This is a genomic window from Zoogloea sp. GDB6 (assembly GCF_056724105.1).
Window position 1 is genome coordinate 213,877 of the sequence record NZ_CM161497.1, and the last position, 22,827, is coordinate 236,703.

Sequence of the window (22,827 nt, forward strand, 5' to 3'; positions counted from 1 at the left end):
CCATGGACAAGGTGGCGGAGCCGGTCTGCTGCCGGCTCTCGGTTGTTGGAGGCGGGAGTTTATCCGCAAGCGATGTCTTGCGGATATGGGGGCGTCATGGATTTGGCGTAATGCCGGGGGTCAGCCGCGTTTTTTCCAGCTGGCGCGGCAGGTGTCCTGCAGGTAGTCGAGGACGTCGCCTTCGTCGTGGTGGTCGAGCTGCATGCGGGCTTCGGGGCCAAGGTCTTCGAGCCACATGCGGCGCACGTCGGCCTGATATTCGAAGGGGACGACGTGTTCGATGAAGTGGGCGACGGCCTGTTCATCGAAGCCCTTGTCGCGGAAGTTGTCCCAGATCTGCAGGGCATCTTTTTTGCGAAGGCTGCGGGCAGGTTCGACGCCGGTGGCGACCATCAGCAGCACGCCGCACTGGACGTCGGTGTGGTCGCCCTGGCGGCCGGTGATGTGCTGCCATTCCTCGGCGCGGGCCTTGTCGTGGTGGGTGATCTCGTGCACCGAGTTGGTGTCGAAGAAGAACAGGCCGGAGAAGCGGTCTTGATTGCGGTAGAGCTCGGTGGCGGGGACTTCGCGGATTACCGGCAGCACCTTGGCGATGAAGCGCTCCTTCTCCTTCTCCATCAGGCTGCGCAGGTGGGCGGGGGCGTCTTCCAGCCAGGTGTCGAGGGTCGGGAAGGCGGGGCTGCGCTTCTTGAGTGCGGCTTCGTGCAGCTTCATGAAGCGGTCGACGCTGAAGAAGCCGGCGGGCTTGCGTTCGCTGAGGAGGATCAGCAGCGCGCTGTTGATCACCGATTCGCTGAATACGTGCCATTCGGTGGCGTCGTCGCGGCTTACGCCGAATTTGCCGGCCAGCCAGTAGGCCAGCTCGATGTGGTGCTGGTGCTGCTCGCGGGTGCGCCGTTCGGCGAGGTAGCGGGAGTAGGTGATCGGCGTGACCGAGGTGTATTTGTCGAGAAAGTCCTTCTCGTTCTCGCGCAACACCTCGGGGCCGGCCAGCAGGCGTTCGCTGGGCAAGGCGTGGAGCTTGCGCAGGCGGTCGGCGCCGGCCTTGGAGAGGGCCAGCAGCGTCTTCTCGCGCAGCAGTTGGGTGGCGACGTCCATGCGTCCACCGGATTCCGCTTCGAGGGCCAGGCCGACGAGGGTTACCAGCCGGTTGCGGGCGGCTTCCAGCTCGGGGCGCAGGTTGGCGGTGCCGAAATAGGCGGCCAGCTGCACGATGCCCTTGGCGCCTTCCTTGCGGATGCCGTCCAGGCGGCCGGCATCCACGTGGTGGTTCTTCAGCGCGTGGCGCAGCACCCGTTCGAAATAGGGGCTGGCGTCGACGGTGGCGAGTGCGGTATCGATGGACATGGGCGTCGGATCAGATCGCGGATTCTTCGTCGTCTTCTTCCAGGCGCGGCACGCCCGGTTCGGATTCGGCCGGCAGGCGGGCGGCTTCGGCGGCGCGCTGGAGGCGGTCCTGGATCTCGATGACGAGCAGTTCGAAGGTGTCCTGGAATTCGTGGCGCAGCACCCAGGCGGTCTCCATCCAGTCGCCGTCGGCCACTTCGGAGCGGGACATGCGCACGCGCACCATCTCGACGGCGTCGCCGATCTCCAGGCCCTGGTCGAGTTCGTCCACACGCTCGGCGTCCCAGGTGATGGCGGACTTGGGCGCGAAGGCTTTTTCGGCATCGATCTCCTGTTCGAAGACGCCGTGGAAGGCGAGGGCGAGCAGGGAGTCGTAGTGGTCGATGAAGTAGTCGGCCAGCAGGCGCACGCCTTCGTCGTGCTCGGCGAGGCAGTCCAGCACCTCGGCGCAGGACGGGCCGGTGCGGTGCATGACGGCGTTCATGGTGTTGCGCAGGCGCGGCACGTACTTCTCGAGGGGCTCGCCGTACTGGCGTTCGAGCAGGATGGCCTGGACGAACTGCTCGGGGCTGACCAGCAGGTTGATGACCGATTCCTTGCTGGCGTCGAACTCGCGCATGACGGCCAGCACGTCCTTGGGGGCCATCTCGTCGAGCACCGCCACCAGGGCGTGGTCGCCTTCCTGTTCGGCGATGACGGCGAGATTGGCTTCGGCTTCGGCGATTTCGCCGGCCTGGATCAAGGCATGGGTTTGCTTGATGACAAGCTCAGACATGGAGGGAAAACCTTTCGATTAACGGTCGACGGCGTCGAAGCCCTGTTCGGACAGCCACTCTTCCCCGGCTTCGCCGAGGTCGTCGCTGTCTTCGTCTTCATCACTGGCGCTGGGGGCGGCAGCGCGGGCGATGGCGCCGCTGCCGAGCATCCATTCGAGCACTGCGGCGGTGACGAGAAAATCGCTGCCGCCGGCCTGCTTGAGGCTCTGCTCGACGAGCGGCTTGGCCCACGGGGCGAGTTCGAGGGATTCGGCGAGTTCGTCCCAGTTGGGGAAGCTGCCGTCGCCCGGCTCGGTGTGCGAGGCGGCGTGCAGGGCCTTGGGCGCGCTGAAGCGGAAGGCGCCGTGCAGTGCGGAGGCCACCATCTCGGGGGCGGTGTCGATCATCGAGAGCAGGAAGGGGAATTCACTGTGTTTCTCGCGGACGCGCTTCTTGAGCACGTCCTTGCCTTCCGAGTCGGAGCGCAGGTCGTCGATTTCACTGGCGTAGCGCTCGAAAATGTCTTCGAAGTAAAACGAGGTCAAGAAATTACCTTTTCAATGTACGAGGCCCACAGGGACGTGGCCTCCTGCAGCGGGTCGTCGATGAGGTTGCGCTGGCGCAGGGCGTCGTAGTCGCGCCGCTTGGCCTCGTCGGAGAGCAGATCATAGGCCGTCTGGATGTCGCGGAAGCGCGCTGCGGCGCCTGGATCGGGGTTGCGGTCCGGATGGTAGAGGCGCGCCGCCTTGCGGTAGGCGGTCTTGATGACTTCCGCCGAGGCGCTCGGCGCGACGCCGAGGACTTCGTAGGGATCACGCATGGCGCTCAGCCCTGCTTGTTGTTGACCTGGCCGATGCCCAGCCGTTCGCACAGGGCGATGGTGGGGCCGGCCTGGTTCATGCTGTAGAAGTGCAGCCCGGGGGCGCCGGCTTCGATCAGCTTGGCGCACAGCTCGCTGACCACGTCGAGGCCGAAGGCCTTGATGGATTCCGAGTCGTCGCCGAAGGCTTCGAACTTGCGGCGCATCCAGCGCGGGATCTCGGCGCCGCAGGCATCGGAGAAGCGTGCCAGCTTGGAGAACGAGACGATCGGCATGATGCCCGGCACGATGGGCACGTTGACCCCGAGGCGCTCGCATTCGGTGCGGAAGTGCAGGTAGGCGTCGAGGTTGTAGAAGTACTGGGTGATCGCCGAGTCGGCACCGGCATCCACCTTGCGCTTGAAGGCCAGCAGGTCGTCCTGCGGCGTGCGCGCCTGGGGGTGGTATTCCGGGTAGGCGGCGACTTCGATGCGGAAATGGTCGCCGGTCTCGGCGCGGATGAACTCGACCAGCTCGTTGGCGTAGCGCAGTTCGCCCGGATCGCCGACGCCGGAGGGCAGGTCGCCACGCAGGGCGACGATGCGGCGGATGCCTTCGTCCTTGTAGCGCAGCAGGATCTCGCGGATGTGCTCGCGGGTGGAGCCGATGCACGACAGGTGCGGCGCGGCCTGGTGGCCTTCACGCTGGATCTCGAACACCGTTTCGAAGGTGCGCGCCTGGGTGGAGCCGCCGGCACCGAAGGTGACCGAGAAGAACTCGGGCTGCAGCACGGCCAGCTGGGCACGGGTGGCGCGCAGCTTCTCGACGCCTTCCAGGGTCTGGGGCGGGAAGAATTCGATGGAGAAGGGAGTCTTGTTCGGCACGGGATTTTCCTCGTGGGCCCGCCGGCGCATGGGCGTCGGCGGGCAGGGGCCAGCTCTTAGTAGCGGTAGTGCTCGGCCTTGTAGGGGCCGGCGACGGGCACGCCGATGTAGTCGGCCTGGGCCTGGGAGAGCACGGTGAGATTGGCACCGATCTTCTTCAGGTGCAGGCGGGCCACCATCTCGTCGAGATGCTTGGGCAGCACGTAGACGCCGACCGGGTACTGCTCGAGCTTGGTGAACAGCTCGATCTGGGCCAGGGTCTGGTTGGCGAAGGAGTTGCTCATCACGAAGCTCGGGTGGCCGGTGGCGCAGCCGAGGTTAACCAGGCGGCCTTCGGCCAGCAGGATGATGCGCTTGCCGTCCGGGAAGATGATGTGATCGACCTGGGGCTTGATGTTCTCCCACTCGTACTGGCGCAGGCTGGCGACTTCGATCTCGGAGTCGAAGTGGCCGATGTTGCAGACGATGGCGTTGTTCTTCATCGCCTTCATGTGGTCGTGGGTGATCACGCCCACGTTGCCGGTGGTGGTGACGAAGATGTCGCCCATGGAGGCGGCGTCTTCCATCGTGACCACGCGGAAGCCTTCCATCGCTGCCTGCAGCGCGCAGATCGGGTCGATTTCGGTGACCCACACGGTGGCGCCGAGGCCGCGCAGGGATTGTGCACAGCCCTTGCCCACATCGCCGTAGCCGAGCACCACGCCGATCTTGCCGGCGATCATCACGTCGGTGGCGCGCTTGATGCCGTCCACCAGGGATTCGCGGCAGCCGTAGAGGTTGTCGAACTTGGACTTGGTGACCGAGTCATTGACGTTGATGGCCGGGAACTTCAGCTCGCCCTTGGCGTGCATCTGGTACAGGCGGTGCACGCCGGTGGTGGTTTCCTCGGTGACGCCCTTCACCTGCGCCAGGCGGGTGGAGTACCAGGTCGGATCCTGTTGCAACTTGGCCTTGATGGAGGCGAACAGCACCACGGCTTCCTCGCTGTCCGGGTTGTCCAGCACCGACAGATCCTGCTCGGCGCGGGCGCCCAGGTGCAGCAGCAGCGTCGCGTCGCCGCCGTCGTCGAGGATCATGTTGCTGTAGCCGCCGTCGGCCCACTCGAAGATGCGGTGGGTGTAGTCCCAGTAGTCGGTGAGGGATTCGCCCTTCACGGCGAACACCGGGATGCCCTTTTCGGCGATCGCGGCGGCGGCGTGGTCCTGGGTCGAGAAGATGTTGCACGAGGCCCAGCGCACTTCGGCGCCGAGAGCGGTCAGCGTCTCGATCAGCACCGCGGTCTGGATGGTCATGTGCAGGGAGCCGGTGATGCGCGCGCCCTTCAGCGGCTGCTTGGCGGCGAATTCCTCGCGGATGGCCATCAGGCCGGGCATTTCGGTTTCGGCGATGCGGATTTCCTTGCGACCCCAGTCGGCCAGGGACAGGTCGGCAATAACGAAATCGGTGAACTTTTCAGCCACAGCGTTCATGAGAACTCCTCGAACATGTGGCCGGGAAGGGACTACGCGTGGCTCGGGATGATGGCTCACCGCGTCTCCCCGTGCCCGGCACGGGTTTGCAAACAAGCATGGACGGGTGAGCGCGGTTGCGGGTGACGCGGAGAAAAGCCTCGCGGCACCGACATCGAGCCTGGGACGGCGGGCCTTGCACCCGGCGGTCTTGCAGCGCTCCTCGATTCAGGGGGGCGATTATAGCGGATCGACGCTGATTTTCTTGAGAATTTTGCCGCGCTCCTACAGCGCTGCGTCGAGGACCTTGCCAAAGACCTCCGCTTCCTGGAAGCCGACCACGCGCAGATCCTGGCGTTCTTCTCCGCCCGCCTTGAAGAAGATGATGCCGGGCGGGCCGAACAGATTGAAGCGCTTGAGCAGGGCTTTGTCGGCATCGTTGTTGGCGGTGACGTCGGCCTGCACGAGCTGGAAGCCGGCCAGGCGTTTGGCGATGGCCGGGTCGGCGAAGGTGAAGCGCTCCATCTCCTTGCAGGAGATGCACCAGTCCGCATAGAAGTCGAGCATCACCGGGCGGGTGGAGGTCTTGATGACTTGGTCGAGCTCTTCCACCGAGGCGACGCGCTGGAACCTGGTTTCGGCTGCGGCGGGCGCTCCGGCGGCCTGGGCACGCAGGATCGCGAGGGGCTGCAGCGGGTCGCGGGAGCCGGCCATCGCGCCGATGAACAGCGCCGCACCGGCGAGCAGCGCGAGCACGCCGAAACCCTTCCAGAAACGCTGCCAGCCGCTGGCATGGGGCGGCAGCGGATCAAGGGCGTGCAGGTAGATCGCCGAGAACACCAGCAGGCCGGCCCAGGCCAGCATCGGCACGACGCTCGGCAGCACCGGCGTGACCAGCCAGATGGCGACGCCCAGCAGCATCACGCCGAAGGCGCGCTTGACCCCTTCCATCCACGGGCCGGGCTTGGGCAGCGCGCTGCGCGCCAGTACGCCGACGAGCAGCAGCGGGGCACCCATGCCGAGGGCCATGATGAACAGTGCGGCGCCGCCGAGCGCGGCGTTGCCGGTCTTGGCGATGTAGAGCAGGGCGCCGGCCAGCGGTGCGGCGACGCAGGGGCCGACGATCAGCGCGGACAGGGCGCCCATCAGCAGGATGCCGCCGGGCGAGCCGCCCTGATGGTTGACGGTGTCGGACAGGCGGCTCTGCAGCGCGATGGGGAGCTGCAGTTCGTAGAAGCCGAACATGGAGCCGGCCAGCACGATGAAGATCAGCGAGAAGGCGCCGAGTACCCAGGGGTTTTGCAGTGCGGCGGACAGCAGCGTGCCGGATAGCCCGGCGGCGACGCCAGCGGCCGCGTAGGTGAGGGCCATGCCGAGCACGTACAGGCTGGACAGGCCGAAGGCGCGGCCCTTGGTGATCGCATGGCCATGGCCGACGATGATGCCGGACAGGATCGGGATCATCGGGAACACGCAGGGCGTCAGCGCCAGCAGCAGGCCGAAGCCGAAGAAGCTGAGCAGGATGGTGGCGGTGCTGCCGCCGGACAGCAGGCGGGCGATGCGGCCGGATTCGTCGTGGCTGCTGTCGGCCACAGGAGCGGCCGAGGCCGGCGCTGCGCTGGCGGCGGGCGTTTCGGCCTTGCCCAGCGCACGGGCCAGGAAGCCGCCGGATCCGCCGTCGGCGCCGGCTGCGGCGATGGTGAAGCTCTGCTTCTGCGGCGGGTAGCAGATGCCCATGTCGGCGCAGCCCTGGCTGCTGACTTCCAGCTCGAAGGGCGGCTTGCCGGCGACGATGGGCACCGGGACGACCAGTTCGTGGCGGTAGATCTCCACCTGCCCGAAGGCATCGTCTTTCTTCGGCTTGCCGGGCGGGATGGCGGGTTCGCCGAAGGTCACGCCTTCGGCCTGAAACTTGAAGCGGTGGCGATACAGGTAGTAACCGTCGGCGATCTGGAAGCGTACTTCGACGGTGTGGTCGTCCACCGCGCGGGCGGAGACGCGGAAGGCCTGTTCGACCGGCAGCGGCTCTTCGGCGGCGTGGGCGAGGCTGCCGAGCAGGGACAGAATGAAGAGCAGCAGGGGCAGCAGGAAGGTACGGATTCGGATCATGGCCGGCAGTGTAGGGGCAGCACGGCCGGGCCGCCCCGCGAATGGATCAAGAAATGGCGCTCGGGCTGTAGAAGGCGCCAGAGGCGTTCAGGTGGCCGCCTGCGTTTCGGCGGCGACCCAGGCCAGGTAGCCGGGCAGACCGTCAGTGACAGGGACTGCGATCAGCTCGGGAAGTTCGTAGGGATGGGCTTCCTGCACCGCGGCCTGCAGTTCGACGTAGCGGGCGCGGGTGGTCTTGATCAGCAGCGGCACTTCGCTGGCCGTTTCGACGGCACCCTGCCAGCGATAGACCGAGGTGCACGGGGCCAGGATGTTCACGCAGGCGGCCAGGCGGCGTTCGATCAGCAGCGCGGCGAGGGTATTGGCTGCGGCGGCGTCGGGCAGGTTGGTGAGGACCAGCAGGGTGTCGTCGGTGGTGCTCATGGGGTTCTCATTTCAGCAGCCGGCGGCGCGTCAGCGCCAGGGCCAGCCAGAAGGCCGCGACGGTGACGGCGGCCAGCACGCCGGCGTGCAGCGCGATGTTCTGCGGCACCTGGCCGAGCAGCAGCGGGCGGGCGAGGCTGACCGCATGGCTCAGGGGCAGTGCGTCGGCGATGTGGCGTACCGCGTCGGGCAGCTGGCTCTGCGGGAAGAACACGCCGGACAGCAGCGTCATCGGCGTGATGAAGAGGGTGAAGTAGTACATGAAGAAGTCGTAGCTCGGCGCCACGGCGGTCATGATCAGTCCGAGGGCGGCGAAGCACAGGCCGGTGAGGAAGATCACCGGGATCGCTGCCAGCGCCAGCGGCGAGGCGGTGAAGCCGAAGGCGGCGATCACCGCGAGGATCGCCGTGCCGGCCAGCGTGGCCTTGCTGGCGGCCCACACCAGCTCGGCGGCGACGATGTCGTCGAGGGCGATCGGGGCGTTCATGATGGCCTCCCAGGTCTTCTGCACGTGCATGCGCGAGAAGCCGGAGTACAGCACCTCGAAGGTGGCCGCGTTCATCGTGGAATAGCACAGGGTGCCGCCGGCCAGGAAGGCGATGTAGGACACGCCCTCGACCTGCGGCACCAGCATGCCGAGGCCGTAGCCGAGGCCCAGCATGTAGATCACCGGGTCGGCCAGGTTGCCGACGACGGACGGCAGGGCCAGCTTCTTCCAGACCAGGAAGTTGCGCCGCCACACCGCGGCGAAGCGCAGGGACAGGCGTGGCGGAGCAAAGTGGCCGCGGCGGGCGGACGGTTTATCCATGGGCGTTCAGTCGCGCAGTTCGCGGCCGGTGAGCTTGAGGAACACGTCCTCCAGGTTGGCCGGGCGGTGGAGGGTGCGCAGGCCGGGCTGATGGGCCAGGTGGGCCAGCAGCGGGGCTGCGTCGTCGGTATAGCAGAAGGCGGTTTCGCCGCTGATCTCGCAGCGCTTGCTGAAGCTGGCTGCATGGCGGGTGGCCCATGCGGCGGCACCGGATTCGGGGCCGGCGGACTGGCCGTTGCCGGTCCATTCACCGAAGACTTCCACTACCTGCGGTTCGATGTGGGCGGCGATGACCTCCCGCGGGCTGCCCTGGGCGAGGAGGCGCCCGGCGTCGAGGATGGCCAGCCGGTGGGCGAGACGTTCGGCCTCGTCCATGAAGTGGGTGGTCAGCAGGATCGTCGTGCCTTCTGCGGTGAGGCGGCGCAGGCGTTCCCAGATCAGGTGGCGGGCCTGGGGGTCGAGGCCGGTGGTGGGCTCGTCGAGGATCAGCAGCTCGGGTTTGTTGACCAGCGCGCGGGCCAGCGTGAGGCGCCGCTTCATGCCGCCGGACAAGGACTGGATGCGTGCGTTGTCCTTGCCCTCCAGGCCGGCAAAGGCCAGCAGCTCGGGGATGCGCGGGCGGATCTCGCTTTCGCGGATGCCGAAGTAGCCGGCGAAGACGATCAGGTTCTCGGCGCAGGTGAAGTCCGGGTCGAGGCTGTCGAGCTGTGGCACCACGCCGACCCGCATGCGGGCTTCCCGGGCCTGCTCGGGAACCGGCAGGCCGCACAGACGGATGTCGCCGGCGGTGGGGGCGGTGAGGCCCAGCGCGCAGCGCAGTGTGGTGGTCTTACCGGCGCCGTTGGGGCCGAGCAGCGCGAAGCATTCGCCGGGGCGCAGGCTGAGGTCCAGCCCGCGCACCACCTCACGGGCTTCGCTGCCTTCGCCGAAGCGCTTGACGAGTCCGCTGATCTCGAGGGGCATCAGTTCGGCGGCGGCGTGGTGGATACGAAGGACGGCCGGGCGAGGATCTGCTCGGCCCAGGCGGCCAGCGCGGTATGGCGGGAGCGCCAGTTGAACTCGGCGAGGCGCAGGTCCAGGTAGCCGAGGGCGCAGCCGGCGGCGATGTCGGCAATGCTGAGGGCTTCGTCACCGAGCCCCAGCCGTTGTTCGAGGCGTTCTTCTAGCGCGGCGAGGCCGCGGCGGATCTTGTCGAGCTGGCGCTGGATGTTGGCGTGATCCTGCTTCGGCAGCGGGCGGCGGCTTTCCAGGAAGGCCGCCACGGCGGCGTCGGTGATGCCGTCGGCGAGGGCCTCGCTTTGGCGCACCGGCAGCGCGGCCAGGCGCTCGGCGGGAATCAGCTCGGGGCCGCCGAGGGTCTCGAGGTATTCGGCGATGACCGGCGAGTCGAACCATACCTGGCCGTCGTCGGCGACCAGCGCCGGCACCTTGCCGAGGGGGTTGTAGTCGGGCACGCGGGTCTCGGAAACCCACGGGATGTCGACGATCTGCTCGAAGGGCAGGGCCTTTTCGGCCAGCACGATGCGGATCTTGCGTGCGTAGGGGCTAGTGAGGGAGACGACGAGTTTCATTGCTTTTCTGTTGTCAGAGAGGGCGCCACGCCCGTTCGATGATGCTGCGGATGATGTGCAGCTTGCCGTGGAAGAAGTGGTCGGCACCGGGGACGACGACGACCGGCAGCTCCTGCGGTTCGGCCCATTCCATCACGTTGGCGAGGGCGACGGTCTCGTCCCGCTCGCCGTGGATGATCAGGCTGTCCTTGGGCACCGGCAGCGTGGTGTAGCTGCGCGCACCGGTGACTTCACCGGCGGCGGTGCCGACCAGCACGATGCGTCCCGGTGGTGTGATGCTGTCGGCCAGGCGGGCGGCGACGCGGGTCTGCACGTAGGCGCCGAAGGAGAAGCCGCCGAGGGCGAGCGGCAGGCCACCCCAGCGGCTCTGCGCCCAGGCGATGACGGACAGCATGTCTTCGGTTTCGGCGCCGCCGTTGTCATGGGTGCCGACGCTCTTGCCGACGCCGCGGAAGTTGGGGCGCAGCGCCGCGTAGCCCATGTCGCGGAAGACCCGCGCCAGGGTGTGGGCGACCTTGTTGGTGTTGGCGCCGTGGAACAGCGGGTGCGGGTGGCACACCAGCGCGATACCACGGACCTGGTCCGGGGTGTCGATGATCAGTTCGATCGGGCCGTCGGGGCCGTTGATGAGGGCGGTTTCAGTGGCGGGCATGATCAGATCTTCAGGCGTTCGACGATGCGGCCGTGCTGTAGGTGCTCGCTGATGATTTCGTCCACGTCGGACTTGTCGACGAAGGTATACCAGACGTTGTCGGGGTACACCACCAGCACCGGGCCTTCGTCGCAGCGATCGAGGCAGCCGGCCTTGTTGATGCGTACCTTGCCCTTGCCCTTCAGGCCGAGCGCGGCGATGCGGTCCTTGGCATAGGTCTGCAGCTCGACGGCGCCCTGGGCTGCGCAACAGGTTTCGCCGGGGCCGCGCTGGTTGCAGCAAAAGAAGACGTGGTGCTTGAAGTAGCTCATGGGCGGTCTCCGGGGGAGCGGTTCTGATTGTTGGAATGTGGTCGCGATTATCGGCCAATCGCCGCTCCTGCGGGAGTCGGGTGACGCCCGGAATCAGGGCCGGCGGCCCTTGTCGTCCGGTGCGTTGGGGCCCGTCAGGCCCAGGTAGGCAAAGGCGGCGAAGGGCCACAGGCTGGCCGTGAGCTGGGTAAGACCGTGGAAATTGAGGAAGTTGCCGTGGCGGATCAGTTCCACGTCGCTGGGCAGGAAGGGGTTTTCGGGGGCCAGGTTGACCAGCGCCGTGCCGACCAGCAGCGCCATGCCGGCCAGCATGCCGTGGCTGCGCTTGGGCAGCAGCAGGCAGACGCCGAGCAGCGCCGCGCCGGCGGCAAGACCGATCTGCCCGCCGGGGGTCATCCAGTGGAATGGCTCGCCAGGGGAAAAGAAGGCCGCGGCAGCGAGGGTTTTGGCGCCGAGGCCGAGGAGCACCAGCGTGGCCAGCGGCCATGGGCTGAAGCGGCGCATCATGCAACTGGTGGTGAGGCCGACGGCGAGCAACTGGCTGGTGGCGATGGCGGCTTCCACCTTGACGAAGCGGGTCGGGTTGAATTGCAGCGGGGTCGGTAGATCGAACAGGCGGCGCAGGTCGCCGGTGGCGAACAGCAGGCTTTCGGGAGTCAGCAGGGTGAGCAGCCACAGGCCCATCAGCACCAGCCCGATCTCGCCGGCGTGGCCGGGGACGATGCGCCGCTGGCGCCAGCGGGTGAGGCCGCTGTCGGGGGCGAACAGGCGCTCGCCCCAGCGCGCGCCGGCCAGCGCGCCGAGGATGCCGCCGATGGTATTGCAGCCCACGTCCACGTTGGACGAGACACGGGTGGGCAGGAAGTTCTGCAGGGTTTCCACCGACAGGCTCAGGCTGGCGGTGAGCAGGATCGCCAGCAGCACCGCCAGCGCGCGGGGCAGGCGGCCCAGCGCCGGCACCAGCGCGAAGCTGAAGGGCACGATGCCGATGACGTTCACCACCAGGTCTACCCAGCTGTAGTAGCGCGGCCACGGGGCGGACAGGAAGTCGAAGAGCGGTAGGCCGGGGTCTCGCCAGCCGGTGAAGGGATGCAGGCAGGCGTAAACGATCAGTATCCCGATGGCGGCGGCGAAGTAGGCTGCGAGCGGAGAACTGTGGCGTGGCGAAGGCATCGGGCTGGCTGGAGAAGCGCGTCAGGCTTCATTCTAGCCGCGGACACGGGTTTGGGGCGGGACCCGCGCCACGCCGTGGCCGGGAGGTGGATTCGGGATGAGGGGCCGCCCGCTGCTACTGCCTCAGGCCGGCTGGGTCGGCGCGCGCTTGCCGAAGCCGGGTCGGAAGGCTGCGAGGCGTGCCAGCAGCGCATCCCAGTCCACCGCGTCGAGGGTGTTCTTGACCAGCAGGCCGAGGTCGGTCTCGCCTTCCATCAGCAGGCGGCGGCTGAAGAACAGGGTATCCGGGTCCTCCTCGCGCAGGGCGAGGGCCAGGTAGTCGCGGGTGGTGGCGGAGATGGTCAGGTCCGGCTGGCGCGGGTCGAACAGCGGGCGGAAGCCCCGCGCCGTGAAGGTGAAGCGCAGCGCCAGGCCGGCGTCGGTGACCTTGAGGAGCAGGCGCTTGCCGGTCAGTGGCTCCAGCGTGTCGCGCGGCAGGATGCGGTCGAGAGCCAGGTTGAGGGCGCCGACCAGCGCCAGCGTCGGCGGCAGCTGGGGCAGGCGGGCGCCGATGCTGGCAATTGGCTTGGGCAGGGTGAAGGCGGGCAGTTTCATGGTCGGGCGCTCCGGAGGATCAGGCGGTGACGAGTTGTTCGACGCCGGGCCGGCCGTGCCAGAAGCCGTTGCACGGCGCTTCCGGCAGCAGCGGGCGGGCGTTGCGCAGGGCCTCGGCGGGCTGAAGCTGGCCGGCCAGGGCCTGGCGGAACAGGTCGATGACCTCGGCGGTGTGTTCGCCCTGGGGGCTGATGCGCAGGATATCGAGGCCGTCGGCCTGCACGGCAGGCAGGTCGCCGAGCAGGGTGTGCACATGGGCGGACTGGGTCTGGATGCCGTTGAGGGTCAGGAAGGGTTCGCCTTCGCGGGTCTTCAGCGGAATGCCGTCGGCGAACTGCAGGCAGCGGAACTCGCAGGTGTCCTTCTGCAAATTGTAGTGGCGGGCGGTGAAACAGCGCGCCGAGAAGGCCAGCGGCAGGCGGCCGTGGGCGAAGACCTCCACTTCCATCGGCTGGCCGAGGCCGCCGCGCAGCTCGGCGATCTGCTGGCGCGACATCTCCGGCGGGGCGACCCAGCGGCTGGCGCCGAGCTCGGCGAACATGCCCAGGGTGGCCGGGTTGAAGATGTTCAGCGTGGGGCCGGCGATCCAGTCCGCCACCGGCGCGTCGCCGCCGGTGAGCAGGCGCACTGCGCCCATGTCGTTGGCCTCGACGCGGAAGTGCCCGTTGGTGACGATGCGGCGCAGGGTCTTGAGGTCGGATTCGGATTCCACCAGCACCTGGCTGGACAGCACGACTTCCTTGCCGGCGGCGGCGAGGATGTCGGCTACTTCGAGCCAGTCGCTGAGGCGCAGTTCGTGGCGGCGGGAGCACACCGTCTCGCCGAGATAGACGATATCCACCGGCGCGTCGGCCATGTCGGCGTAGAAGGCCAGCGTGGCCTGGCGGGGCCAGTAGTAGAGCAGGGGACCGAGGGCGAGTTTCATCGCATTCCAGTAAGGCGAAAGGCCGCCCCGGGCTTCGCTGGCCCCTTCCCGGGGCCCGGCGCGGAGCGGCAGGTTTGGGAGGCTTACTTCCAGGGGCGGTAGTAGGCGCCGAGGGTGTGGCTCTGGCCTTCGGACACCTTGTTGAGTTCGGCCATCCACGCCGCCTCGACGCGGAAGGGCGCGGTGTCGGCCTGCAGCCGGTCGATGGCGGCGCGCCATACCTTGGTGACCTGGGTCACGTAGGCGGGGCTGCGCTGGCGGCCTTCGATCTTGATCGCGCGAACGCCGACGCGGGCCAGCTCGGGCAGTAGTTCCAACGTATTGAGGCTGGTGGGCTCCTCGATGGCGTAGTAGGTCTCGCCGTTTACGTCGAAGCGGCCCTTGCACAGGGTCGGGTAGCCGGCCCGCTCGCCGTCGGCGAAGCGGTCGATGAGGATGCCGTTGAGGCGGGTTTCCATGCCCTTCGGGGTCTGCTCCCAGCGCACGTGCTTGCCCGGCGAGCAGGCGCCGTTGCAGTTGGGGGATTCTCCGGTGGCGTAGGCCGACAGCGCGCAGCGCCCCTCTACCATCACGCACAATCCGCCGAAGCCGAACACCTCGATCTCCACCGGGGTGTTGGCAATCACGTGCTCCACCTGGGCCAGGGACAGCACCCGCGGCAGCACGGCGCGCGAAATACCGAAACGTTCGTAGTAGAAATTGATGGCGTCGTAGCTGGTGGCCGAGCCTTGCACTGACAGGTGCAGGCGCAACTGCGGGTGAGTCTTGCGCGCGTAGGCCATCAGGCCGGGGTCGGCGAGGATCAGCGCGTCGATGCCGCAGTCGGCTGCGCGGTCGATGGCGCGGGTCCAGCTGGGCCAGTTGTCGGTCTGCGGGTAGGTGTTGAGGGCCAGCAGCACCTTGCGGCCGCGGTCGTGGGCGTAGCGCACGCCTTCAGCCATCGACTTGTCGTCGAAATTGAGGCCGGTGAAGTTGCGGGCATTGGTGGCGTCCTTGAAGCCTAGATAGACGCAATCGGCGCCGTTGTCGATGGCGGTCTTGAGGGCGGGCAGGCTGCCGGCGGGGCAGACCAGTTCGATCGGATGCGGGGGAGTCATGGGTTCCGGGCGGCGAAAAATGACGCCGGCCGACTATAGGCGCCCCTCGTCGGGCGAACCTTGACCGCGGTCAACGGGGCGCCGGGTCGAGACCGGAGCGGGGAAGGCCATTTGCCAAATGTGTCGGGCGGTTTCGGGACATGGGCATTTCTTGCACGCTGGCGCATACTTGCCCGCGAGGAAGGTTATTGGTTTGGCTTATGACTTCGTCCGTGCCCGTGTCGCGCTGTCGCTTCCTGTCGTTGATTGCCAGCGAGCCCATCATCGGGGGTTACCGCCCTGCATGATGTGCATGTCGAAGGGCATGCGCCGATGAGCGGCGCCCGTTTCCTGTCCCTGCGCTGGCGTCTGCTTGGCCCCTTGCTGGCCCTGTGGGCGATGGGGATGGGGTTGCTGGTCAGCGTTCTGTACTCGGGGATCGTGGAGCGCTTCCAGATCCTCGTCGAGCAGCGCGCCGAGGCGACCGTGTCGGCCGTCCATGCCGCAGCGGAGACCACCCAGGATTCCACCGATCTGCGCCGGCTCGTGTCTGCGCTGGGGGCTGCGCGGGACGTGCAGCGCCTGGTGCTGGTGGCGGGTGAGCCGGGCCGCGTCATCGCCGCCAGTGACCACGACTGGATCGATCTGCCGTTGACGGCGCTGCCCGACCGGGCGCTGGCGGCCAGTCTCGGCAGTGTGCAGGCGTCCCGTCACGGCGCGCGGGTGCTGGATTCGAGCCGTCGCAGCCTGGATGTGTTGGAACCGGTGCTGCTGCTCGGCGCCGGGGGCGATAGCGGCCGCCTGGACGACGGCATACTGTTCCTGCGCCTCGATGCGGGCAGCCTGTGGCAGGCCGCCGAGGAGACGGCGCTGCACCTGTCCGTCGGGCTGGGGGCGGTGCTGAGCCTGGTGGCCGGCCTGATCTATCTGTTGCTGTCCCGCTACGTGCTGCGTCCGGCCGAGGCCATCCGTGCGGCCCTGGGGCGCCGCCGGGCGCCCGGCGGCGAGGATGCCGAGATCCGCATGCCGGTGGTGCGCCGGGACGAACTCGGGGAACTGGCCGAAACCCTCGACGAAACCCTGTCTGCGCTGCGTGCCCGCAACCGTGATATCGAGCGCTTGCAGCGCCTGCACCACGCCTTGTCGGTGACCAACAAGGCGATCGTGCATGCCCGTGATGCGGATGCGCTGCTGCCCCAGGTATGCCGTATCGCGGTTGAATTCGGCGAGCTGGACCTGGCCTGGATCGGCTTCCCCGAGATCGAGGGCAGCGTCCTCAAGCCGGTGGCCATGTACGGCAAGTGCCGCGACGGTGGCACGGATCTGGGCTGTCTGCCCACGCACCGTGTTCCGGCCGAGGCGCTGATCGTCAATGATCCGGCTCTGCCCGACATGGTGGAGGCGTGCCCGGACGGCCTTGGGCGCGACAAGGCGGCCGGTTCCTTTGCCCTGTTCCCGATCCGTGACAGCGGTGGGCCGGACGGGGCACTGGTGCTGTGCAAGGCCGAGAAGCACTTTTTCGATGCGCAGACGGTGGCCCTGCTCGACGAGATGAGCACCGACATCGGCTTCGCCCTCCGCAATTACCGTCGCGACGAGACGCTGCGGCTGGCGGCGAAGGTCTTCGAGAACAACTCGGAAGGCATCGTCATCATCGATCCCGAGCGGCGGGTGGTGATGACCAACCGGGCCTTCACCGCGCTCACCGGCATTGCCGGGCAGGATGTGCGCGGACGGCCTCTGGTGCTGTTCGATCCGCAGAAGCATCCGCGCGGCTTCGCCAGCCGCATCCGCGCCGTAGCGCTGCAGGACGGCCTGTGGCAGGGCGAGGTGTGGATACGCCGGGCCAGCGGCGAGAGCTTCCCCGCCGACATGTCGATCAGCGTCGTGCGGGCCCCCGATGGTCCGGCCTTCCACTACGTCGGGGTGTTCTCCGACATCAGTCGGCGCAAGGCCGATGAGGCGCGCATCCGTTTTCTGGCCAACCACGATTTCCTCACCGGCCTGCCATCGCGGGCTGCGCTGCAGCCGACCATGGCGCACGCCGTGGAGGACGCGAGGCGGGATGGGCGGCGGATCGGGCTGTGCTTCCTGGACCTCGACCGCTTCAAGAACATCAACGACACCCTCGGCCATCACGTCGGCGACCAGCTGCTGGTGGAGGTCGCCCAGCGCCTGACCTCGGTACTGCGTGAAGGGGAGTGCGTGCTGCGCCACGGTGGCGACGAGTTCGTCGTGGTGGTGCCCGAGCAAGGCGGCCCGGCGGATCTCCAGGCCTCGGGGGAGCGCCTGCTGGCGGCCCTGGATGAACCTTTCCGCCTGGCCGGATGTGAGTTCAGCTTGTCCACCAGTGTCGGCGTGGCCATCTATCCGGATCACGGTGAGGACGCGGAGATCCTGCTCGACCGGGCCGACATGGCGATGTACAAGGCCAAGGAAGAGGGGCGTAACGGCGTGCAGTTCTTCACCGAGAGCATGGCCACCGCGACCAGCGAACGGTTGTCCATCGAGCACGCGCTACGCCGGGCGCTGGAGCGCGGCGAGCTGGCGCTGAACTACCAGCCGGTGGTGGCAGTCGACGGTCGGCTGATTGCCGCCGAGGCGCTGCTGCGGTGGACCCACCCGGAACTCGGCAACGTACCGCCGGCCCGCTTCATTCCGTTGGCGGAGGAGAGCGGGCTGATCCTGCCCATCGGCGCGTGGGTGCTCGACACCTTGTGCCGCCAGCTGGCGGCCTGGCGGGCGGAGGGGCGCCGCATGGTGCCGGTGGCGGCCAACATCTCGCCGTTGCAGTTCCGCCGGGCCGATTTCGTCGCCACCGTGGCGGCGGCGCTGGCGCGCCATGGCGTGCCGCCCGAACTGCTGACCCTCGAGGTCACCGAAAGCATGGTTATGGTCGATGTGGAGCAGGCCGCCCACCAGCTCGCCGAACTGAAGGCGCTGGGCCTGTCGATCGCGATCGACGATTTCGGCACTGGCTACTCGAGCCTCGCCTACCTGCGGCGCTTCCCCCTCGACAAGTTGAAGATCGACCAGTCCTTCGTGCGGGCGATCAACGCCGGGCCGGAGGATAGGGCGATCGTCGCGGCCATCGTCGGGCTCGGCCACAACCTCGGCCTAGGGCTGGTGGCGGAAGGCGTTGAGAGCGCGGCGATGGCCGACGCGCTGCTCGATCTGGGTTGCGATTCGCTGCAGGGCTGGCACTTCGGCAAGGCGGAACCTGCAGAACGCTTCGCAGAGCGTTTGGCATAAGGCGGAAACGCTACGCCTTCTCGGCTCCCCCGCGGACCCGGCTCATCCCTATAATCCGCGGATTCGCCAACGCTTTTTCCATTTTTCCCGATGCTGTTCTGGTTCGTCATCGCCTACTGGCTGATCTCGGTGGCCATCGGCCTCATCGCCGCCACGCGGGTCCACAACACCAAGGACTTCGCCGTTGCGGGCCGTCATCTGCCCTTCTACATGGTCACCGCTACGGTGTTCGCCACCTGGTTCGGCTCGGAAACGGTGCTCGGCATTCCGGCGACCTTTCTCAACGAAGGGCTCCACGGCGTGGTCGCCGATCCCTTCGGCTCGTCCCTGTGCCTGATCCTGGTCGGGCTGTTCTTCGCGGCACCGCTGTACCGCATGAACCTGCTGACCATCGGCGACTTCTACAAGCGGCGCTACGGGCGGACTGCGGAGGTGCTGACCACGCTGGCCATCGTGATCTCCTACCTCGGTTGGGTGGGTGCCCAGATCACCGCCCTCGGGCTGGTCTTCAACGTGGTGTCGGGCGGCGAGGTGAGCCGCCTGGCCGGCATGTGGATCGGCTCCGGCACGATCCTCATCTACACGCTGTTCGGCGGCATGTGGGCGGTGGCGATCACCGATTTCCTGCAGATGATCATCATCGTCATCGGCATGCTGTGGATCGGTGGCGAGGTCAGCAGCATGGCCGGTGGCGTCGGTGCGGTCGTCAATCACGCCTTGGGTGAAGGCAAGTTCGCCTTCCTGCCCCCGGCCGACCCGAAGGAAATGATCGCCTTCTTCGCTGCGGCGGTGACCATGATGTTCGGCTCTATCCCGCAGCAGGACGTGTTCCAGCGCGTGCAGTCGGCCAAGTCCGAGAAGATCGCGGTGTGGGGTTCGGTGCTCGGCGGCAGTCTGTATTTCGTGTTCGCCTTCGTGCCGATGTTCCTGGCCTACTCGGCGACGCTGATCTCGCCCGACATGGTGGCGCGCCTGATCTCGTCCGATTCCCAGATGATCCTGCCCGAGCTGGTGCTGAGCAAGGCGCCGCTGGTGGCCCAGGTCATGTTCTTCGGCGCGCTGCTGTCGGCGATCAAGAGCTGTGCGTCGGCCACCCTGCTGGCGCCGTCGGTGACCTTCACCGAGAACATCCTCAAGCCGGCGCTGCCGCATCTCACCGACCGCAAGCTGCTGTTCTGGATGCGCGTGGTGACCTTCGGCTTCACCGTGCTGGTGACCGTCTACGCGATGTACTCCAAGGCCAGCATCTTCAAGATGGTCGAGAACGCCTACCAGATCACTCTGGTGTCGGCCTTCGTGCCCTTGCTGTGCGGCCTGTACTGGCGGCGGGCGACCAATCAGGGCGCGCTGGCGTCCATCTTCTGCGGCATCGGCGTGTGGCTGGCGGTGCATCTGGCCGGTGGCGAGGATCCCTTCGTGCCGGCCCAACTGGCCGGCCTGGCGGCCAGCGCGGTGGGGATGGTGGTCGGTTCGCTGGTGAAACAGCTGGTCCACCATGACATCCACGTGCATGAGCGCCTGCTCCGCGGCCACTATGCGGCCGAGCCCCACGGCATTGCCCACGAGGGGATCGGCGCTGTGCATAAACATGGCCAGTAGCGGCGGACTCATGCGTCCCGCCGCGTCGGCCGGAACCTTGGCCGAGTCTTGCCGTCTGTCGTCTTAACCGTTGCCTGCCAGGATCCTGCCTTGAACCCGTCCGCGCCATCGCCCAAGACCATCGCCGTCGCCCTCACCGGAGCGTCCGGTATGCCCTATGGGCTGCGCCTGGTGGAATGCCTGCTGGCCGCGGGCTGCCGGGTGTGGCTGCTGTATTCCCAGGTGGCGCAGATCGTCGCGCGGCAGGAGATGGATCTTGCCCTGCCGTCTCGGCCGACTGAGGTCGAAGCCCTTCTGAGCGAGCGCTTCGGTGCGGTAGCTGGGCAGTTGCAGGTGTTTGGTCGGGAGGAATGGTTCGCGCCGCCAGCTTCGGGTTCCAATCCGCCGGACGCGATGGTCGTCTGTCCGTGTTCGATGGGCTCGCTGGCGTCGATCGCCGCCGGCCTGGCCGGCAACCTCATCGAGCGGGCTGCCGACGTGGCCATCAAGGAAGGGCGCAAGCTGATCCTGGTGCCGCGGGAGACGCCGTTTTCGCAGCTGCACCTGGAGAACATGCTGCGCCTGGCCCGCATGGGCGTGGTGATCCTGCCGGCCAATCCGGGCTTCTATCACCGGCCGCAGACGGTCGGGGACGTGGTGGATTTCGTCGTCGCCCGGGTGCTCGACCAGTTGGCCGTGCCGCATGCGCTGATGCCGCGCTGGGGCGAGGGCGACGAGTAAGGCGCATCCACTCGCCCGCGGGCGGTCGGGTAGCGCTCCGTGGCGAGTGGGCGCGTGCCGACGGGAAGGCTGTGCCGGATTACAGGAGTGACACCATGCATGACACCGTCGAGATCCCGCTATTCCCGCTGCATACGGTGCTGTTTCCCGATGGCGTGCTGTCCCTCAAGCTGTTCGAGGCCCGCTACCTCGACATGGCGGCGCGCTGCATGCGGGCCAATGCACCCTTCGGCGTATGCCTGATCCAGGAGGGCGGCGAGGTCGGCAATCCGGCGGTGCCCTTCGAAACCGGTACCGTTGCGCGGATCGGGGATTGGGACATGTCCCAGCCCGGTCTGTTGTTCATCACCTGCCGGGGGGGTGAGCGCTTCCGCATCGTGTCCCGGGACATTCATTCCGACCGTTTGCAGACGGCCCGTGTAGAGGTGATCCTCGAACCGCCGGTGGAGCCGGTGCCGGACGAGCTGCATGGCTTGCTACCTTTGCTGCGTGCCATCGTGGTCGACGCCGGTGACGAGATGTTTCCGCCGCCGCACCGCTTCGACGACGCCAGCTGGGTTGGCTACCGTCTCGCGGAGATCCTGCCGATCCCGGTGAAGGCCCGCCAGCGCCTGCTCGAGCTGCAAGACCCGCTGTCCCGGCTGGAGATCATCCATGCCTACCTGCAGCAACACCAGCTGATTGACAGCCGCGATTGAGCCGCGCGGGCGGCCGCTGCGGCCCCACCGTGGTCATGGCCTGCCGAACAGATCGTCCTGCACAAGCTGTTCGAGCAGCTTGCGGATCGGCGCCGGCAGGGCGGCGTCGGCGAGGCGGTCGAGGGGCTGCCACAGGCGGCCGTCTTCGGCAACGGCGGGGGCGGGCGGCGCGACTTCGAGCGCTTCGGGCTGCAGCGTCAGCGTGAAATGGGTGAACACGTGGCGGAAGGGCGTCAGCGGCGTGCGCTGGCGGACGTCCAGGCCGTAGTGGCGGGCCACCCAGTCGGCGCTGTCGGCGTCTTCGGGTAGTTCCGGCAGGCTCAGCAGGCCGCCCCAGATACCGCTCGGCGGCCGGCGCTCCAGCAGCACGGCACCATTGGCGAGGATGGCGGCGAAGCGGCCGCTGCGCTGGGGGCTTTCCTTGCGCGGGCGCGGGGTCGGCAGTTCGGCGACGCGGCCGTCGCGCAGCGCCACGCAGCGCTCGGCCAGCGGACAGCGGGCGCAGGCCGGCCGGCCACGGGTGCAGATCGTGGCGCCGAGGTCCATCTGGGCCTGGGTGTAAACGCCTACGTCCCGTGCCGGCAACAGGCTCTCGGCCAGTTCCCACAGACGGTTTTCCACGGCTTTGGTGCCGGGGAAACCGTCGATACCGAAGACGCGGGTTAGCACCCGCTTCACGTTGCCGTCGAGGATCGCCGCCCGCGTGCCGTAGGCGAAGGCGCTGATCGCCGCCGCCGTCGAGCGGCCGATGCCCGGCAGCTCGGCGAGCTGGGCCGGGTCGGCCGGAAATACGCCGCCGTGGCGGGCCATCAGGGCCTGGGCGCACTTGTGCAGGTTGCGCGCGCGAGCGTAGTAGCCGAGGCCGCTCCACAGGGTCAGCACGTCCTCCACCGGCGCCGCGGCGAGGCTGGGCAGATCCGGAAAGCGCTCGAGGAAGCGCGCGTAGTAGGGGATGACGGTTTCCACCTGGGTCTGCTGCAGCATGATTTCCGACAACCACACCCGGTAGGCGTCATCGGTCTGCCAGGGCAGGTCGTGGCGTCCATGCAGGCACTGCCAGGCGATCAGGGTTTCCGCAAACGTACTCAATTTCGCAAGCTCTCGACGCTGGCCCGCCGGGCAGCGATAATTTCACTCCCCCCAACTGGATTGCTGCCCGCCGTGATGGCGCGCGGACTACCCGATTTCATATGACCTCTCCCAAGAATGATCCGGCGGTACGCGCCTTTCGCGACACGCTGGGCATGTTTCCCACCGGCGTGACGGTGATCACCGCCCGCGCGCCGAGTGGCGAGCCGATCGGTCTCACCGTCAGCTCCTTCAATTCGGTGTCCCTGACGCCGCCGCTGGTCGTGTGGAGCCTGTCTAAGCACCTGCCGAGCGTACCGATCTTCGAAAACGCCGCAGTGTACGCGATCAACATCCTTGCCGAGGATCAGCAGGACATCTCCCAGCGTTTCGCCAGCCGCAGCGACGACAAGTTCGCCGGCTTGCCCTTCACCGAGGGCCTGGACGGCGTGCCGCTGCTGCCGGGCTGCGTGGCCTGGTTCGAATGCCGCCAGTTCTCCCGCCACGAAGGCGGCGACCATGTGGTGTTCATCGGCGAGGTGGCGCGTTTCGACCGCCAGCTCGACAAGACGCCGCTGGTTTTCCAGGGCGGCGCGTACCGCCGCCTGGCCTGAA

General features: G+C 67.6%; 23 protein-coding genes and 1 riboswitch. Of the genes, 5 read left to right on the forward strand and 18 right to left on the reverse strand.

Annotated elements, in window-relative coordinates:
• Nucleotides 1-120 precede the first annotated feature (120 nt).
• From AC1PQG_RS00965 to ubiU, 17 genes are all read right to left on the reverse strand, one after another.
• The gene (locus tag AC1PQG_RS00965; protein WP_481120819.1) at nt 121-1,347 is read right to left on the reverse strand and encodes a hypothetical protein; all 1,227 of its coding nucleotides are present in this window, start codon (nt 1,345-1,347) and stop codon (nt 121-123) included.
• 10 nt (nt 1,348-1,357) lie between these two features.
• Nucleotides 1,358-2,122: a hypothetical protein gene (locus AC1PQG_RS00970; protein ID WP_481120820.1), complete on the reverse strand. Its 765-nt coding sequence runs from the start codon at nt 2,120-2,122 to the stop codon at nt 1,358-1,360.
• A gap of 18 nt (nt 2,123-2,140) precedes the next feature.
• On the reverse strand, nt 2,141-2,647 hold the full coding sequence (locus AC1PQG_RS00975) for a hypothetical protein (RefSeq protein ID WP_481120821.1): 507 nt from the start codon (nt 2,645-2,647) through the stop codon (nt 2,141-2,143).
• Nucleotides 2,644-2,922 (reverse strand): DnaJ domain-containing protein, encoded by a 279-nt coding sequence (locus AC1PQG_RS00980; protein WP_481120822.1) that lies wholly within the window; start codon nt 2,920-2,922, stop codon nt 2,644-2,646. Before AC1PQG_RS00980 ends, AC1PQG_RS00975 begins: the two co-directional genes overlap by 4 nt.
• Nucleotides 2,923-2,927: 5 nt before the next feature.
• Nucleotides 2,928-3,785 carry a methylenetetrahydrofolate reductase [NAD(P)H] gene (metF, locus tag AC1PQG_RS00985; protein ID WP_481120823.1) on the reverse strand — a complete coding sequence of 286 codons (858 nt, stop codon included), beginning with the start codon at nt 3,783-3,785 and terminating at the stop codon, nt 2,928-2,930.
• 56 nt (nt 3,786-3,841) lie between these two features.
• Nucleotides 3,842-5,254, reverse strand: coding sequence for an adenosylhomocysteinase (gene ahcY, locus AC1PQG_RS00990; protein WP_481120824.1), 1,413 nt, complete (start codon nt 5,252-5,254; stop codon nt 3,842-3,844).
• Nucleotides 5,255-5,355: 101 nt separating this feature from the next.
• Nucleotides 5,356-5,464, reverse strand: a riboswitch (S-adenosyl-L-homocysteine riboswitch).
• 54 nt (nt 5,465-5,518) lie between these two features.
• On the reverse strand, nt 5,519-7,342 hold the full coding sequence (gene dsbD / locus AC1PQG_RS00995; RefSeq protein ID WP_481120825.1) for a protein-disulfide reductase DsbD: 1,824 nt from the start codon (nt 7,340-7,342) through the stop codon (nt 5,519-5,521).
• 87 nt (nt 7,343-7,429) lie between these two features.
• Nucleotides 7,430-7,765, reverse strand: a complete 336-nt coding sequence (gene cutA / locus AC1PQG_RS01000) for a divalent-cation tolerance protein CutA (protein WP_481120826.1) — start codon at nt 7,763-7,765, stop codon at nt 7,430-7,432.
• A 7-nt stretch (nt 7,766-7,772) separates the two neighbouring features.
• Nucleotides 7,773-8,573, reverse strand: a complete 801-nt coding sequence (locus AC1PQG_RS01005) for an ABC transporter permease (RefSeq protein ID WP_481120827.1) — start codon at nt 8,571-8,573, stop codon at nt 7,773-7,775.
• 6 nt (nt 8,574-8,579) lie between these two features.
• Nucleotides 8,580-9,536, reverse strand: coding sequence for an ATP-binding cassette domain-containing protein (locus tag AC1PQG_RS01010; RefSeq protein ID WP_481120828.1), 957 nt, complete (start codon nt 9,534-9,536; stop codon nt 8,580-8,582).
• A complete protein-coding gene (locus AC1PQG_RS01015) occupies nt 9,536-10,144 on the reverse strand; it encodes a glutathione S-transferase (RefSeq protein ID WP_481120829.1) in 609 nt (202 codons plus the stop codon). Before AC1PQG_RS01015 ends, AC1PQG_RS01010 begins: the two co-directional genes overlap by 1 nt.
• A gap of 13 nt (nt 10,145-10,157) precedes the next feature.
• Nucleotides 10,158-10,796, reverse strand: coding sequence for an alpha/beta hydrolase (locus tag AC1PQG_RS01020; RefSeq protein ID WP_481120830.1), 639 nt, complete (start codon nt 10,794-10,796; stop codon nt 10,158-10,160).
• Between the two features lie 2 nt (nt 10,797-10,798).
• Nucleotides 10,799-11,107, reverse strand: coding sequence for a (2Fe-2S) ferredoxin domain-containing protein (locus AC1PQG_RS01025; RefSeq protein WP_481120831.1), 309 nt, complete (start codon nt 11,105-11,107; stop codon nt 10,799-10,801).
• Nucleotides 11,108-11,200: 93 nt separating this feature from the next.
• Nucleotides 11,201-12,280: a VanZ family protein gene (locus AC1PQG_RS01030; RefSeq protein WP_481120832.1), complete on the reverse strand. Its 1,080-nt coding sequence runs from the start codon at nt 12,278-12,280 to the stop codon at nt 11,201-11,203.
• A 123-nt stretch (nt 12,281-12,403) separates the two neighbouring features.
• Entirely contained in the window at nt 12,404-12,874 is a 471-nt protein-coding gene (gene ubiT, locus AC1PQG_RS01035; protein ID WP_481120833.1) for a ubiquinone anaerobic biosynthesis accessory factor UbiT, read from the reverse strand.
• A 19-nt stretch (nt 12,875-12,893) separates the two neighbouring features.
• On the reverse strand, nt 12,894-13,799 hold the full coding sequence (locus AC1PQG_RS01040; protein ID WP_481120834.1) for a U32 family peptidase: 906 nt from the start codon (nt 13,797-13,799) through the stop codon (nt 12,894-12,896).
• 83 nt (nt 13,800-13,882) lie between these two features.
• Entirely contained in the window at nt 13,883-14,896 is a 1,014-nt protein-coding gene (ubiU, locus tag AC1PQG_RS01045; protein WP_481120835.1) for a ubiquinone anaerobic biosynthesis protein UbiU, read from the reverse strand.
• Between the two features lie 312 nt (nt 14,897-15,208).
• Between ubiU and AC1PQG_RS01050 the strand changes: the two genes are divergently transcribed.
• The 4 genes from AC1PQG_RS01050 (at nt 15,209) to AC1PQG_RS01065 (ending at nt 21,144) form a co-directional block, all read left to right on the forward strand.
• Nucleotides 15,209-18,127 (forward strand): EAL domain-containing protein, encoded by a 2,919-nt coding sequence (locus AC1PQG_RS01050; RefSeq protein WP_481120836.1) that lies wholly within the window; start codon nt 15,209-15,211, stop codon nt 18,125-18,127.
• A gap of 90 nt (nt 18,128-18,217) precedes the next feature.
• Entirely contained in the window at nt 18,218-19,726 is a 1,509-nt protein-coding gene (locus AC1PQG_RS01055) for a high affinity choline transporter 1 (protein WP_481120837.1), read from the forward strand.
• A gap of 90 nt (nt 19,727-19,816) precedes the next feature.
• Nucleotides 19,817-20,446 (forward strand): flavin prenyltransferase UbiX, encoded by a 630-nt coding sequence (locus AC1PQG_RS01060; protein WP_481120838.1) that lies wholly within the window; start codon nt 19,817-19,819, stop codon nt 20,444-20,446.
• Nucleotides 20,447-20,541: 95 nt separating this feature from the next.
• Nucleotides 20,542-21,144 carry an LON peptidase substrate-binding domain-containing protein gene (locus AC1PQG_RS01065; RefSeq protein ID WP_481120839.1) on the forward strand — a complete coding sequence of 201 codons (603 nt, stop codon included), beginning with the start codon at nt 20,542-20,544 and terminating at the stop codon, nt 21,142-21,144.
• 33 nt (nt 21,145-21,177) lie between these two features.
• Here the strand turns inward: AC1PQG_RS01065 and mutY are convergent, their stop codons facing one another.
• Nucleotides 21,178-22,233 carry an A/G-specific adenine glycosylase gene (gene mutY / locus AC1PQG_RS01070; protein WP_481120840.1) on the reverse strand — a complete coding sequence of 352 codons (1,056 nt, stop codon included), beginning with the start codon at nt 22,231-22,233 and terminating at the stop codon, nt 21,178-21,180.
• Nucleotides 22,234-22,334: 101 nt separating this feature from the next.
• Between mutY and AC1PQG_RS01075 the strand changes: the two genes are divergently transcribed.
• Nucleotides 22,335-22,826 (forward strand): flavin reductase family protein, encoded by a 492-nt coding sequence (locus AC1PQG_RS01075; protein WP_481120841.1) that lies wholly within the window; start codon nt 22,335-22,337, stop codon nt 22,824-22,826.
• Nucleotide 22,827: the final 1 nt, after the last annotated feature.

Bases quoted from the DNA above. Each gene is read 5' to 3' on its own strand.
- AC1PQG_RS00965 (WP_481120819.1), bottom strand. From the start codon at position 1,347: ATGTCCATCGATACCGCACTCGCCACCGTCGACGCCAGCCCCTATTTC.
- AC1PQG_RS00970 (WP_481120820.1), bottom strand. From the start codon at position 2,122: ATGTCTGAGCTTGTCATCAAGCAAACCCATGCCTTGATCCAGGCCGGC.
- AC1PQG_RS00980 (WP_481120822.1), bottom strand. From the start codon at position 2,922: ATGCGTGATCCCTACGAAGTCCTCGGCGTCGCGCCGAGCGCCTCGGCG.
- ahcY (WP_481120824.1), bottom strand. From the start codon at position 5,254: ATGAACGCTGTGGCTGAAAAGTTCACCGATTTCGTTATTGCCGACCTG.
- dsbD (WP_481120825.1), bottom strand. From the start codon at position 7,342: ATGATCCGAATCCGTACCTTCCTGCTGCCCCTGCTGCTCTTCATTCTG.
- cutA (WP_481120826.1), bottom strand. From the start codon at position 7,765: ATGAGCACCACCGACGACACCCTGCTGGTCCTCACCAACCTGCCCGAC.
- AC1PQG_RS01005 (WP_481120827.1), bottom strand. From the start codon at position 8,573: ATGGATAAACCGTCCGCCCGCCGCGGCCACTTTGCTCCGCCACGCCTG.
- AC1PQG_RS01010 (WP_481120828.1), bottom strand. From the start codon at position 9,536: ATGCCCCTCGAGATCAGCGGACTCGTCAAGCGCTTCGGCGAAGGCAGC.
- AC1PQG_RS01015 (WP_481120829.1), bottom strand. From the start codon at position 10,144: ATGAAACTCGTCGTCTCCCTCACTAGCCCCTACGCACGCAAGATCCGC.
- AC1PQG_RS01020 (WP_481120830.1), bottom strand. From the start codon at position 10,796: ATGCCCGCCACTGAAACCGCCCTCATCAACGGCCCCGACGGCCCGATC.
- AC1PQG_RS01025 (WP_481120831.1), bottom strand. From the start codon at position 11,107: ATGAGCTACTTCAAGCACCACGTCTTCTTTTGCTGCAACCAGCGCGGC.
- AC1PQG_RS01030 (WP_481120832.1), bottom strand. From the start codon at position 12,280: ATGCCTTCGCCACGCCACAGTTCTCCGCTCGCAGCCTACTTCGCCGCC.
- ubiT (WP_481120833.1), bottom strand. From the start codon at position 12,874: ATGAAACTGCCCGCCTTCACCCTGCCCAAGCCAATTGCCAGCATCGGC.
- AC1PQG_RS01040 (WP_481120834.1), bottom strand. From the start codon at position 13,799: ATGAAACTCGCCCTCGGTCCCCTGCTCTACTACTGGCCCCGCCAGGCC.
- ubiU (WP_481120835.1), bottom strand. From the start codon at position 14,896: ATGACTCCCCCGCATCCGATCGAACTGGTCTGCCCCGCCGGCAGCCTG.
- AC1PQG_RS01050 (WP_481120836.1), top strand. From the start codon at position 15,209: ATGAGCGGCGCCCGTTTCCTGTCCCTGCGCTGGCGTCTGCTTGGCCCC.
- AC1PQG_RS01055 (WP_481120837.1), top strand. From the start codon at position 18,218: ATGCTGTTCTGGTTCGTCATCGCCTACTGGCTGATCTCGGTGGCCATC.
- AC1PQG_RS01065 (WP_481120839.1), top strand. From the start codon at position 20,542: ATGCATGACACCGTCGAGATCCCGCTATTCCCGCTGCATACGGTGCTG.
- AC1PQG_RS01075 (WP_481120841.1), top strand. From the start codon at position 22,335: ATGACCTCTCCCAAGAATGATCCGGCGGTACGCGCCTTTCGCGACACG.